At 40.3% G+C, this 13,593-nt stretch carries 13 protein-coding genes; 7 read left to right on the top strand and 6 right to left on the bottom strand.

The genetic code is table 11. The annotated features are described in order from the left end of the window. Nucleotides 1-17 precede the first annotated feature (17 nt). Together SB49_RS11100 and SB49_RS11095 are read right to left on the bottom strand one after the other, a co-directional pair. A complete protein-coding gene (locus tag SB49_RS11100; RefSeq protein WP_062056570.1) occupies nucleotides 18-1,355 on the bottom strand; it encodes a TolC family protein in 1,338 nt (445 codons plus the stop codon). Next, nucleotides 1,356-1,961 (bottom strand): TetR/AcrR family transcriptional regulator, encoded by a 606-nt coding sequence (locus SB49_RS11095; protein WP_062056568.1) that lies wholly within the window; start codon nucleotides 1,959-1,961, stop codon nucleotides 1,356-1,358. A gap of 159 nt (nucleotides 1,962-2,120) precedes the next feature. On the opposite strand from SB49_RS11095, the gene SB49_RS11090 reads away from it, so the two are divergent. Further along, nucleotides 2,121-3,095 carry a polyprenyl synthetase family protein gene (locus SB49_RS11090; protein WP_062056566.1) on the top strand — a complete coding sequence of 325 codons (975 nt, stop codon included), beginning with the start codon at nucleotides 2,121-2,123 and terminating at the stop codon, nucleotides 3,093-3,095. 23 nt (nucleotides 3,096-3,118) lie between these two features. Here SB49_RS11090 and SB49_RS11085 read toward each other — a convergent pair whose 3' ends face one another. The 4 genes from SB49_RS11085 to SB49_RS11070 all read right to left on the bottom strand — a co-directional run bounded on the left by SB49_RS11085 (nucleotide 3,119) and on the right by SB49_RS11070 (nucleotide 7,791). Next, nucleotides 3,119-3,691: a GNAT family acetyltransferase gene (locus SB49_RS11085; protein ID WP_062056564.1), complete on the bottom strand. Its 573-nt coding sequence runs from the start codon at nucleotides 3,689-3,691 to the stop codon at nucleotides 3,119-3,121. Between the two features lie 28 nt (nucleotides 3,692-3,719). After that, nucleotides 3,720-4,862 carry a lycopene cyclase family protein gene (locus tag SB49_RS11080; protein WP_062056562.1) on the bottom strand — a complete coding sequence of 381 codons (1,143 nt, stop codon included), beginning with the start codon at nucleotides 4,860-4,862 and terminating at the stop codon, nucleotides 3,720-3,722. Nucleotides 4,863-5,002: 140 nt separating this feature from the next. Beyond that, complete coding sequence (locus SB49_RS11075; protein ID WP_062056560.1) at nucleotides 5,003-5,485, bottom strand: thioredoxin family protein; 483 nt, start codon at nucleotides 5,483-5,485, stop codon at nucleotides 5,003-5,005. 2 nt (nucleotides 5,486-5,487) lie between these two features. Beyond that, the gene (locus SB49_RS11070) at nucleotides 5,488-7,791 is read right to left on the bottom strand and encodes a TonB-dependent receptor (RefSeq protein WP_062056558.1); all 2,304 of its coding nucleotides are present in this window, start codon (nucleotides 7,789-7,791) and stop codon (nucleotides 5,488-5,490) included. A 79-nt stretch (nucleotides 7,792-7,870) separates the two neighbouring features. Here SB49_RS11070 and SB49_RS11065 point away from each other — a divergent pair, with 79 nt between their 5' ends. Genes SB49_RS11065 through SB49_RS11040 form a run of 6 tightly spaced genes read left to right on the top strand, consistent with a single transcriptional unit; the run spans nucleotide 7,871 to nucleotide 13,314 of the window. Continuing rightward, a complete protein-coding gene (locus tag SB49_RS11065) occupies nucleotides 7,871-8,524 on the top strand; it encodes a metal-dependent transcriptional regulator (RefSeq protein WP_062056556.1) in 654 nt (217 codons plus the stop codon). Then, nucleotides 8,521-9,333, top strand: a complete 813-nt coding sequence (locus SB49_RS11060; RefSeq protein ID WP_235537741.1) for a transporter — start codon at nucleotides 8,521-8,523, stop codon at nucleotides 9,331-9,333. The genes SB49_RS11065 and SB49_RS11060 overlap by 4 nt, the downstream gene beginning before the upstream one ends. Before the next feature lie 10 nt (nucleotides 9,334-9,343). Further along, nucleotides 9,344-10,258, top strand: a complete 915-nt coding sequence (locus tag SB49_RS11055) for a metal ABC transporter solute-binding protein, Zn/Mn family (RefSeq protein ID WP_062056552.1) — start codon at nucleotides 9,344-9,346, stop codon at nucleotides 10,256-10,258. A 16-nt stretch (nucleotides 10,259-10,274) separates the two neighbouring features. Further along, a complete protein-coding gene (locus SB49_RS11050; RefSeq protein ID WP_062056550.1) occupies nucleotides 10,275-11,018 on the top strand; it encodes a metal ABC transporter ATP-binding protein in 744 nt (247 codons plus the stop codon). Nucleotides 11,019-11,033: 15 nt separating this feature from the next. Next, nucleotides 11,034-12,161 (top strand): metal ABC transporter permease, encoded by a 1,128-nt coding sequence (locus tag SB49_RS11045; RefSeq protein WP_062056548.1) that lies wholly within the window; start codon nucleotides 11,034-11,036, stop codon nucleotides 12,159-12,161. Continuing rightward, nucleotides 12,154-13,314: a metal ABC transporter permease gene (locus tag SB49_RS11040; RefSeq protein ID WP_062056546.1), complete on the top strand. Its 1,161-nt coding sequence runs from the start codon at nucleotides 12,154-12,156 to the stop codon at nucleotides 13,312-13,314. The genes SB49_RS11045 and SB49_RS11040 overlap by 8 nt, the downstream gene beginning before the upstream one ends. The last annotated feature ends 279 nt before the right edge of the window (nucleotides 13,315-13,593 follow it).

Here is a 13,593-nt window from a genome sequence, read left to right as displayed (position 1 = left end):
ATTTTTTGATTGATTTATTAGTTGTTGATAATGGTTTCCAGTTCGGTTTTCTTATTGATAACCCCTACCATGGATTGCAGATATTCCTGCTGGGCTGTATACAATTGTGTTTGGGCCTGTCTAAGTTCAAAACTCGAGGCCAACCCCTCAAAGTATTTGATCTGGTTTTTTTGTTCTATGCGTTCTGCCAGGGCCAAATTTGCTTTAGAAGTGTCATACTGTTCAATGGAAAAAAGATATTCACTTTTGGCATTTTCCAGTTGAAGGCGGATATTTTCTTTGGACTCTTCTAACTGGTTTTTGGCCTTATCAAGGGCAATTTTTGCCCTCGCAGTAGAAGCATTTCTTTTAAAGGAACTGAAAATGGGAATGCTAAGATCAAACCCTAGAATCGACGAATCGAACCATTGTTGTTCCCCATTAAAAAAATCAAAGTTCTCACTAAATGCTGTGGAGCCATAATTTATGAAAGCATTCAGGGTGGGCAAAGTTCTACTTTTTGCCAACTTCAGCTCAAAAAAGCGTTGCTCGTTCAGGTTATAGGCCAACTTATAATCTACATTGTTTTCCATGGTCAACTCTTCATCCAATAACCTTAGGTCCATTTCTCTTTGGGTAAGTTTATCAAGATCTTCCTTTAAAACAGTAGGTGTTGATATGTCCAGACCCATCACCAGATTCAACATTTGAAGGGTCAATTTCTCTAAACGTTGGGCATTGCGCAGTTGGTTCTCTACGGATGAAAGGGTGATCTGTAATTGGTCTACGCTCTCCTCGTCTCCCAGGCCATTTTCATATATTTTTTTCGTTTCGTAAAGGTTTTTGCTAAGTGTTTCTCTGTTTTTTTCGAAGATAAGAACACTTTCTCTGGCGAGTAGTACATTGCCGTAAGCCTCTACCACGGCCTTGCGAACTTCAAGATCTGTTTTTTCCTTATTGTTGGCACTGTAACTGATAAATGCTTTTGAAGCCTGTACCCCGACGATATAGGACCCGTCAAAAATCTGTTGTTTTAACGTGGCTGTGGCACTTGCCGTTTGTGCTTGGCCAAAGGTAATGGGAGTGAATGTACCAGGTTCTCCACCAAAAAACTCAGCTGGAATAAGGGATACGGGTTGCTTTAACAGATTTTGGTAACTTACTGCGCCTTCTATTTGAGGAAGTCCCCCAGCAATGGTCTCCCATTTCTGTTTTTGCGCATCTATAATGTCTTTGTTGGCATTAATCGCCTTGTAATTATTTTCCAAGGCATAGGCCACTGCTTCCTCAAGTGAAAAGCTTGGGGTTGCCTGCTCTTGTGCAAATGAAGCGAAGCTTAGGCCTATGGTAAAGGCCGTTAGTATAAACTGTTTCATTTATTCGTAATTTGAATTGATTAAAGCATTTAGTATTTTCCTTCCCTTAGGGGTGACAATCCCCCGAAGGTGGTATTCCAAAAAATCGTCCATTAGAAGGTTAATAGGAAATTGGTCTGACGGAAATATTTCCTGGTCTTTTAGACTGGTAACACCAGAAAAGTATACCCTACCTATAAAGTCCACGTTGATGTTTTCACGGTAAATCCCTTCTCCAACTCCTTTTTTTATGTTGTCAACAATGCAATCTTCCATGATCTGGAATTGCTTTTTTCTTAGGGCAATAAAAATTTTTGGGTAGTACTTCTGTAACTGATATTCTGTAGAGCCCCTTTCGTCATGCAAATGCACCATGACCATTTTTTTGATCTCGTAAAGTTCTTCAATGGGATTTTTTTTAAGATCCCTAATGCAGTTGATATTTTCTGCTATTTTATGGAAAATGTACATGGTACATTCCTCGACCAAATTGGTCTTGTTGTTGAAATGGATGTATATAGTCTTTTTGGAAATTCCCATTTCATGGGCAATATCATCCATGGTGACGCTCTTGAATCCTAGTTTCAAGAACAGTTCAGACGATTTTTCTAAGATAGTTCCTCTCATAATTGGCTGCAAATATAGTGGTGGAAACTTTAAAAACAAAAAAAGTTTCCAAAGTTTCACGTGAAATTATAGAAAACGATAGAAAGGCACTCTTCTTAATCGCCCTTAAGTATGTGTCAATTTATTGTTTTGGCGTATTTTTGGAGAAAAATTGCATTAATGCTCACCATAGATCAATACCGTTCAGAATTCATCAATCATTTAGAGGCTAAAACTACTACCAGAGAACCTGAAAATTTATATGCTCCTATCAGCTATATTTTAGGCTTGGGGGGTAAGCGTTTGCGACCTATCCTGACATTGATGACAGCAGATATTTTTGGGAAAGATTACAAGGAAGCCATGGATGCAGCCTTGGCGGTGGAGGTTTTTCATAATTTTTCATTGGTTCATGACGATATCATGGACGATGCCCCGTTGCGAAGAGGAAAAATTACAGTTCATGAAAAGTGGGATATAAACACGGGGATCCTTTCTGGAGATGCAATGCTCATCAGTGCCATCCAATATTTTGAACGTTATGAAGGACAGGTTTACAAAGACCTTTTAAAATTGTTCAGTAAAACGGCATTGGAGGTTTGTGAGGGACAACAGTATGATGTAGATTTTGAGGATAGGGAAGATGTGACGATCCCTGAATATATTAAAATGATTGAATATAAAACAGCGGTACTGGTTGCTGCTGCCATGAAAATGGGCGCCATTATTGCAGGAGCTTCCTTGGAATCCCAGTATGCTATATATGAATTCGGAAGGTATTTGGGAATCGCATTTCAGTTACAAGATGATTATTTGGACGCTTTTGGTGATCCCAAGGCATTTGGGAAACAGGTAGGGGGTGATATTATAGAAAATAAAAAAACATTCTTGTACCTCAAGTCCTTGGAAATGGTAACGCCTCAACAGGCCCAAGAATTGGCGCATTTGTTTTCGATTAAGCCAAAGGATGCAACAGCAAAGATCACTACCGTAAAAGATATATTTTTGGAAAGTACTGCTGCCCAACAGACCAAGGATGAAATTGAAAAATACACCAATAATGCATTTTCTATTTTGGATAAATTAGATATTTCTCCAGAAAAGAAAGAAATTCTCCACCGTTTTGGAGAAAGCCTCATGAAGCGAAAAGTATAGAGGTATAAATTAATTTAATCGCTTCAACTCTTTTTCATGACGCTTTTGGTCATATCAAAAGCAAGGGCAATATAGGTCTTGTCGTTGTATTCAAATTCATCTACTATCTGCCATCCTAATTTTTGGGTATGTGCCCTTTCAGAAATTGCGTTTATTTTATTGATAAAAGTGATACTGATCGGATATTTCTCAACAAAGACGAGACGCATGGCTTCAAAAATCCGATTGATAATCCCTTGGCCACGATAGTCCTTATGAATGCATATAGGGCCGTATTGAAAACTGTTTGCAGTGGTAACTGGAACATTGCCAAAGCGAAGGTTGGGAAATCTCGAGGTCATAACATTGAATATTTCCCACTGTGAAAAATAGTCCCAACTCCCGGCAAAAACATAGGCTACCACCGTTCCTTGTTCATTAAGACATACAAATAGTCCTTTTTGCTCAATGATTTTCTCAATTTGATCTTTGGTAAAAGGGGTGGTCACAAACCCATTTATTAATTCTTCGTCGGACAGATATTTGTATAGATTCTGTCCTTGAAGTTCAAGGACCCCTGAAATATCAGAGGAATTCCCCAATCGTGTTTGTACCATAGGTTGATAAGATTTTAATTGGCCCTCCTTAAAACAACCTTCTTAATAGGGCTTTGGTAAAGTCGGGAATGGGGCATGCCGTAATAATTTTTAGTTCCTCCCATAAGGTTGTTTCTTCATCAAGAAATTTAAAAATTAGTTGTGGAGATCTATTTTTAAAAAGCTGTCCGAAAATTAATTCTCCTTTGCTATTGTCATTAGCTAGGATATCCAGTAAAAGCAGGTCATAATACCAAAATCTATCCTTCTTTGTGAATTTATATAGTGGTCTGTCCTCTTTTAAGAAGGAAACCAAGAGCTTGGTCTTTTTCCAGGCGTATCTAAATGTGTACCCAGAACTGGGTTTTGCCCATCCACCGGCCATGCCTATATGGAGAAGGTTCTTGCTGTTAAAGACATTAAAATCGAAACAGGTCATTGGTATGTTTCCTTTTTCTTTTTCTATAATTGAATACGTTCCACATTGTAATTTTTCCTTTAAATAGGAAGCAATGGCCTCCTCATATTCGGCTTCAGGAAGCAATTTTTCGGAAAATAGGGTATACTCCACCAAGGCTTCGGTTTCTGAAAACGGTAAAACGTACATAAAGCGGGTATTCCCTTTTTGGGGAATGGAGAAATCCATAAAGGTAGCCTGGTCCAAATCAAAAACGGGTTTTTCCGTTTTTACGAACCAGCCAATAAAGTGCTGCTGTAATAAAGGGTATTTGGTCTGTGTTTTCAAGACCTTGTAATCCAAGATACTGTTAAATACCTTTTTCGCAGAATAAGTGCTATTTTCAGTCTTAACCAAAACTTCCCTATTCAAGTCTTCAATGTGCAGCACCCTATCCGTTTTGAAGGTTATATTGGGATGAGCAGCTATTTTGGCCTTATAAGAGGAGTAAAAATCAATACCCCTGATCATTTTATAGGAATATGGAGCAATGTTTAATTTTGCGTCATAGGTTGGGCCACCAAAATAGATGTGGTTCCATGTTTTGTGCAGGATGGTATCAAAATCTCCTGTGCCGTTCTCCCAAAAGCACCAAGTCCTGTCATTATTGTTTTTGGAGTCTTTATCCAACAATAAGATGGATTTTTCTTTAAAAAATGGATCCTTCCCCAATGCTTCGGCAAGCATTAATCCGCCTGCTCCGGCCCCAATAATAATGTAGTCATATGTTGCCATGGAAGGGGTTGTTATCGACACGGTATTAGCTAGGTTTTATATTGATCGTATATCCTTATTACAGGTCACCCTCAAAAGTACAAATTCTAATGTTAGAAGTTGCATTTCCTTGGATTACAAAAATTATGAACCCTCTAAGGCTATTTTTCTAGGATAGACAACAATTGTTCTGCATCCAAATATTGAAAGTAGCGAGCTTGTGCAGTAAATGACGAGTCCATGACTACTAGGGCAGGCAGGGAAAATGGGGCATCTTTCCTGCTGGCCAAAAGAAGCGGGATGTCATGTACGGGATTGCGTCTCTTTACCCTTTTGTTGGTAAAGCGTTGTTGGCCAAAAACAATTGTATCCGTGGTTTCTACGTCCATTTTTACGGCGTAGTAGTCCTTGTTAAGTTTGAGAATGACCCTTTGGTCCTTAAAAGTTTCCTCATCCATTTTTAAGCAAGGGGTGCACCAATCTGCATAAAAATCGATGAACACTTTTTTTGGGTGTACGCTGAGTGAATCATATAACTGCTCAAAGCCGATCCATTGAATTTCATCCTTACTTTGGCTATAGGTAGTGCCCGATGTAAGTGTAAAAAGAGAAATGACTACCAAGAACGTAAATTGCTTTCCCATGATTATAAGGATTTAAATCTAACTCCAAGAAACAAGGTCCTAGGTGCTCCTGGTCCGTATACGTAATTACTATCCCTGTTTTTTCCGATATCGAAATCGTCCTGATAGGCATTGGTCAAATTTTTCACCCCACCAAATACCTCTATGCCCGTCTTGGTTTTTTCGAATTCAAAATCGTACCCCAGTCTTAGGCTCAATTCCGTAAAAGAAGGAGACCTGGTGTATTCATCAATGGTCTGTCCTGTTCCTTCCCCACCAAAATGGATCAACTCCATGGGCCCGGTATATACTAAGTTGGCGCTGGCGCTGAATGCTTTTGTAGGGGTGTAGGTAAGGGTGGCGTAACCATAATTATTTGGGGTTCTTAGGAACTCTCTTTTTGCTTCCAAACCTTCAATGTTTTCTACCGCATCGTCAAATCGACTCGATTGAAGGGTAAGCCCTGTTTCAATCTGTAACAAATAATCAAAATTAGCCCTTGTTTCCAAAGTGATGCCCTTCACCGTGGCACCGCTTCCATTTCTTTTTTCGAATCGTTCCCCAAATTGATCTTCCCCCAAGGGAAAAAGATAAAAGGCATCTCTTAAATGGGTGTAGAACCCTTCTAAGGTAAAACCTATAATAAAATGTTCATTGGCCTTATCGTAATTGACGGATGCCGTATAGCTATTGGAGCGTTCCTCCTCTAGGGTCTCGGCAAGGGATATTCGCGAAATACCGCCACCTGCAAAGGCAATGTGCAAATCGGTGTCAAAGGCTTGGGGTGCCCTAAAGCCGGTGCCCCATCCCAATCTAAATTGGGTCTCCTTGTTCCATTTGTACAATAAAGAGAGTCTTGGACTTATTATGGTCCTATCAACTAGGTTGTGTTGGTCTATTCTAAATCCGGAGAGAAAATTCAATTCTGGTGTAACTTCCCAATCATTCTGTACAAAACCACTAAGGTTTCTCGTTGTCTGGTCTATTTTGTAATTATAGGCTTCAATAATATCCAGAACATCATCATAAACAAATTCGCTGCCCATGGTAACTACGGTTGTTCCTCCAAGAAATTCATTGAACCTATGGTTAAATTGGGCACCACCCTGGTGGGTGGTTACGTCGGAAATGCCATAAGGCGGATTAGCCATAAATTGGCTCAACTCAGGTTCGTCATCTGGGATTATGCCCGTGTAATGATCTCTGTTTGTGTGTTGCCCCCCATAGTATAATATGAGGGCACTTTTCTCTTCGTTAAAATTAATTTGATAATCAAGACTTCCCATTATTACATTATGCGTCCTTTCTTCTGACTGTTGCGCCAGATGGGCGGCTTTGTCGACCATTTCCCCTCCGTACCTATATTCGTTAATGCTGCTTATACTAGCTTCTAGTTTCTGGTTCTTTTGAGGAAGGTAAAAAAAGTTGGCGCCAAAAGAATTGTTTTTCAGCTGAGGTAATTCTGAAAAATTATCACCATTATGATCATAGGTGTCACGGTCCCTTTTGCTGAGGAAAAAGGTGGCCCCGGCATTCCTTTCTGTGTTTACGACCGTTGTATTTCCTACGAGAAGATGGTCGTTAGAGTTGTTGCCCGGATTTTGATAGGTATATGTAATGCTATAATCGTTTTCTCTGGGAATCTTTGTAATTACGTTAACGGTCCCTCCAATAGCACTGGACCCATAAAGTGCTGAGACACCACCACGGACTATTTCAATGCGTTCTATCATATTGGTAGGGATTTGTTCCATGCCGTATAAACCGGTTAAAGGGCTAAAGATGGGCCGCCCATTGATTAGTATTTGCGAATAACCTCCTTGGAGTCCATTGATACGGAGCTGTGTATAATTGCAGGTTTGGCAATCGGTTTCTACCCGAAGTCCAGGCTGAAATCGAAGGCCTTCTGAGAGATTGGTTGCCACTACGTTGTCCAGGGTTTTACTATTGATTAAATTAACGATCACAGGGGAGTCTGTTCTCCTTTTGTCTGTTTTAGTACCCGTAACAACAACCTGTTCCAGACCCATTACATCTTCCTTTAGTTGAAAGTTCAAGGTCACTGTCATGGGATTCGTAATGGTGACCTCTTTTGTTATGGACTTGTATCCTATACTTTGGCATACCACGGAATATGTGCCGTATGGTACTTTTAGGTTATATCTGCCCAATTCATCTGTAGTTGTACCAATCTGGGAGTTTTTGAGCTGTATAGTTGCCCATGGCAATGCCTCTCCATCCGACATCACCTTACCCTCCAATGTTCCAGTTTGAGCAAAAAGAGAATAAAGAGAAAGGAAAAGACAGGTAAAAAAAATATTTTTCATTTAGAAAAAATTAAATTTAGGCAAATCTAAAAATTTGTTTCTATTAATAAAAATGTATTTTTGTTTAAATTAATATTTGATGACGCATTCGGAAGAGAACCATATTAAGGCCATTTTTCATTTGGGGAATAAGGGCACAGTTGCCGTATCTACAAACGCTATAGCCGAACTGATGGAAACCAAGCCTTCTTCGGTCACTGACATGGTAAAGAAATTGGCCGAAAAGGACTTGGTGCATTATAAGAAATATCAAGGAGTCACCTTATCGGAATTTGGTGTAAAATTGGCATTGGGAATAATCCGAAAACATAGGCTATGGGAGGTGTTCTTGGTTGAAAAACTTGACTTTTCATGGGATGAGGTTCATGAGATTGCCGAACAATTAGAACATATAAAAAGTGAAAAGCTAATCGATAAGTTGGATACCTTCCTTAATCATCCAAAATTTGATCCACATGGTGATCCTATTCCAGACAAAAACGGAATATTTCAGCCAGCCGATCGAAAACTGCTCAGTGAAGTGCCCGTTAATTCTAATGGGGTTTGTGTAGGGGTAAAAGATTCTTCTTCGGCTTTTTTAAAATTTTTGGACAAAAACAAAATTGCCTTGGGAGATGTAATCACGGTTTTAGAAAAAGAAGAGTTCGACAAATCATTTTATATTAAAATAGGGGATCGAAGGGAACATATATCAAATCAAATAGCTTCTAATTTATATATCAAAATTTCATGATGTCAAGGCAAAGGAAAATAGGTATTTCTATAGTTTTTATATTGGCCATGATGGGGTCTACTTTAAGCTTGCAAGCTCAACAGGATAATGCCGGTCCAGGCACCATTGTAACGGATAGGCCAGATGCAACGGAAGCGCCAACATTGGTGCCCAAAGGTTTTTTACAAGTAGAAACAGGAGGTTTTTATGAATCTTTGGACGATAATAATGTTAAGACGGAAAGGACGGTTTACAATACTACCCTGTTGCGATACGGTCTCCTGGATAATATGGAGCTCCGTGTTGGTTGGAACTTGGAGACAAGGCAAACAACAATCGGCGGCTTAGGTACTGTAGGAGAACTCAATGGATTTTCTCCCCTCTTATTGGGGGTTAAAGTGGGTATTGCAGAAGAGAAAAACGGGGCCCCGGAAATTGGCCTTATAGGGCACTTGTTTTTGCCCTTTACCGCAAGTGACGATTTTAAGCCACAAACCACTGGGGCCGACTTCAGGTTCGCATTTTCGCATACCTTATCAGATAAATCCAACCTTTCGTACAACGTAGGTGCCCAATGGGGCGATGATTCGCCCGAACTGGCTTATATCTACACCGTTGCCTTCGGTCATAGTATTACCAAAAAATTTGGATTCTACGTTGAACTTTATGGGGATTTTCCCGAAAATACAACAGCCAACCATTTCTTCGATACAGGGATCACGTATCTGTTGCAGCCGAATATTCAATTGGATGCTACAATAGGGAAAGGAATAACGGATGATCAGGATATTTTATTAAGCGCAGGTGTCAGTTTTAGGGTGCCAAATTAAAAAATAGAAAATGAAAAGATATTTAATATTAGTTGCCTTGTTGGCTGTTGTGGCCTGCAAAAATAAATCGGAAAAGGAGGCCAACGGCAAGCTTAAAGTGGTAACAACGACAACCATGATCACCGATATGGTAAAAAACATCGGTGGAGACGTTGTGGAAATCCAAGGACTCATGGGAAGTGGAGTGGATCCTCATTTGTATAAGGCAAGTGAAGGGGATGTCAGCAAACTGTTTAATGCAGATTTGGTCATTTATGGAGGTCTACACCTTGAAGGTAAATTGGTGGAGATATTTGAAAAAATGGAAAGCCGAGGTAAAAAGACCATTGCAGTTGCAGATGCAATAGACACAAGTGAGCTAATTGGTTCGGAATATTTTGCTTCTAATTACGATCCCCATATTTGGTTTAATATTGGTTTTTGGAAGAAAATTACACAATACACTACGGAAAAATTGAAGGAACAGGATCCAGAGCATGCAGCTCTTTTTGATCAGAACAGCGCGGCGTATATTCAAAAATTGGAAGCCTTGGAAAAGGAAATAAAACAAATTATTGAAACCTTGCCTCCAGAAAAGAGAATCTTGGTAACTGCCCATGACGCGTTCAATTATTTTGGGAATGCCTACGGGTTTGAGGTTGTTGGATTACAAGGAATTTCAACAGCTACAGAGGCCGGGGTTCAGGATGTTCAGGAACTCTCTAATTTTATTATCGAAAAAAAGATTAAAGCCATTTTTGTAGAATCTTCAGTTCCCAGAAGAACTATTGAAGCCCTGCAGTCTTCGGTTAAATCCAAGGGGCATGATGTGGCTATTGGCGGTAGTTTATACTCAGATGCTCTTGGGAACAAAGGCACTGTGGAGGGAACGTATATAGGTATGTTCTTATTCAATGTGAATACCATCGTAAATGCCCTTAAATAGGGTAAAATAGAAAACCATGGAAAAGAACAATAAAATTGCCATCCAAATAGATGACCTTACTGTTGCTTATAATTATAAGCCAGTATTGTGGGATATTGATCTTGCCATTCCCGAAGGGGTGCTCATGGCGATTGTGGGTCCTAATGGTGCGGGAAAATCAACTTTGATAAAGGCGGTCTTGGGTATCATCAAACCTATCGCCGGAACCGTCACTGTATTCGGAGAACCCTATAAAAAACAATACCAACTGGTGGCTTATGTGCCCCAGAAGGGGAGCGTGGACTGGGATTTCCCTACCACAGCTCTGGATGTAGTTTTAATGGGCACCTATGGCAGCCTGGGGTGGATAAAAAGACCTGGACAGAAACAAAAGAAGGAAGCCTTGGAAGCTTTGGAGAAAGTGGGAATGCTGGAATTTAAAAATAGACAGATCAGTCAATTGAGCGGTGGCCAACAGCAACGAATTTTCTTGGCCAGGGCCTTGGTACAAAATGCCAGTATTTATCTTATGGACGAACCCTTCCAAGGGGTCGACGCCACTACCGAACGCGCCATTGTGAACATCCTCAAAGAATTGCGTAAGTCGGGTAAAACTGTGGTTGTAGTGCACCATGATCTACAGACCGTACCGGAATATTTTGATTGGGTTACCTTTTTGAATGTTAAAAAAATTGCCACGGGTTCCGTTAAGGATATTTTTAACGATGATAACCTCACAAAAACCTACGGTATTAATTATAAGGTTAGCGTTCTAAATTAATTTTAAAGAAAATAAATGTCACTTCAAGAGTATTTTTCACTGGTAGTTAGCGATTACACCTTGCGGACCATTACCTTGGGGACCGCGGTACTTGGTTTAGTCTGTGGCCTACTTGGTAGTTTTGCTGTTTTGAGGAAGCAAAGCCTTTTGGGAGATGCCATTTCACATGCCGCCTTGCCTGGAATTGTTATTGCCTTTCTCATTACTGGGGCAAAAACTAGTAATACCCTCCTAATTGGGGCTTTGATCAGTGGCTTGATAGGAACTTTCTGGATCCGTGGAATTGTAAAGAAGACCCATTTGAAATCAGATACGGCATTGGGGTTGATCCTATCCCTATTTTTTGGATTTGGAATGCTCTTGCTCACTTTTGTACAAAAAATGCCCAACGCACAACAGGCCGGCTTGGATAAATATCTTTTTGGACAGGCAGCCACTTTGGTAGAGAGTGATGTTTGGTTAATGACCATCGTTATGATTATTAGCCTTTTGGTCCTGGCTGTTTTTTGGAAGGAATTTAAGGTGCTTCATTTTGATGCTGATTATACTAAATCCTTGGGATTTAATACCCAGATTTTGGATGTGCTCATTACTTCCCTTATCGTACTTGCTATAGTAATTGGATTGCAAACAGTGGGTGTTGTCCTTATGAGTGCCATGTTGTTGGCGCCGGCAGCAGCTGCCAGGCAATGGACAAATAAATTGGGAGTAATGGTATTTTTGGCCGCCATGTTCGGGGCATTTTCTGGTATTCTGGGAACTGCGGTAAGCGCTAGCTCCAACAATCTTTCAACGGGACCAGTTATTGTTTTGATAGCGGCTGGGTTTGTGGTGGTGTCCTTTATCTTTTCCCCAGGACGTGGACTACTGTTCAAGGAAATCAGGCATTGGAAAAATAGGAACGATCTGCAATTGCATAAAACCCTTGCTTTTATGTATGACATCGCCAAAAACCATGAAAACGTATCACATCCACACGAAGTGAAAATCCTGAATAATTTTCAGGGGTACACCAAAAGTTCCCTTAAAAAGTTGGCAGATAGGGAGTACATAACCATAGACGGATCCACGTGGTCCCTGACCCCAAAAGGTTTTGATAAGGCCATCAATTTATATAACCGACAAGAAAATTTGTATGAGTAGCGCACAATTGGAAATACAGTTAATAGCATGTATTGTGGCCATAGCCTGTGCCATCCCTGGTACCTTTCTGGTCTTACGGAAAATGGCCATGATCAGTGATGCTATAAGCCATTCCATCCTTCCCGGTATTGTCGTGGGCTTTTTTCTTACGGAGGACCTTAATTCTCCATGGCTGATTTTATTGGCAGCCTTCAGTGGTATTCTTACCGTGGTTTTAGTGGAGTACATTCAAAAAACAGGATTGGTAAAGGAGGATACCGCAATTGGACTTGTCTTTCCTGCCCTGTTCAGTATTGGAGTCATACTCATTGCCAAAAATGCCGGGGATGTCCATTTGGATATTGATGCCGTTCTCTTGGGGGAATTGGCGTTTGCCCCTTTTGATCGTCTGATGATCAATGGAACGGACATAGGTCCTAAATCACTTTACGTTATTGGCACCATCTTACTGATCACCTTGGGCTTATTGATAGCCTTTTTCAAAGAACTAAAATTGAGCACCTTTGATACGCAGTTGGCGGCTACGTTGGGTTTTTCCCCTGTAATTATGCACTACGGACTTATGACTGTGGCATCGGTAACGACCGTTGGTGCTTTTGATGCCGTAGGCGCTATTTTGGTAGTGGCCCTAATGATAGCTCCTGCCGCTATGGCCTATTTATTGACCAAGGATTTAAAGAAGATGTTATGGTTGTCCGTTTTATTTGGGATGATAGCCGCAATTCTCGGATATTGGGTGGCACATTGGTTGGATGCATCCATCGCAGGCTCCATTACAACAGTATTGGGCGTGTTGTTTCTTGCGGTTTATATGTTTGCCCCGAATACTGGATTGATATCTGTACTGTACCGTCAAAAACGCCAGCAGATAGAGGTTCACCTTCTAACCTTTTTGCTTCATTTGCAGAATCATGAGGAAGTTGCTGAGCGACATATCAAACATCTAAACGAGCACATCAATTGGCATGAGGTCACGGCAAAGTCGGTCTTGGACTTGGCTGTTAAAAACAATATGATAGTTGTTGAGGATCAAATCATTTCCCTTACACCAAAAGGAGAAGTGTTTACTGCTGAAGCCATTAATTACATTATCACCAATAAAAGCGCAGCCATTGAGGAAATGAAAGATAGGTTCTTCCTTTTCAGGGGATAGGTGGTTTATGTCCCTTGTATTAGTGTTGAGGATTGATTAAGTTTAATCACATCAAAAAAATCTTGGAACATGCAAAAAAAGTCACCGCTGTTATTTACCTTTTTGATCCCCTATTTATTTCATTCAACACCTCTCAGCGTTTCTTTGACCTATGGGGATATCTTTGATTTGGAATATATTTCGATCTCAAAATAACCCTCAAAGGTGATGATTGGAACGGACGATTGTAGGAAGCAACCCAAGGAGGTAATGGAATTGTATTACGTTGTTGAAGTGAAA

It is taken from the genome of Sediminicola sp. YIK13 (assembly GCF_001430825.1).
Classification (GTDB): domain Bacteria; phylum Bacteroidota; class Bacteroidia; order Flavobacteriales; family Flavobacteriaceae; genus Sediminicola.
Note: the sequence above shows the minus strand (reverse complement) of the source record. Positions and strands in the feature narration are given on the sequence as shown.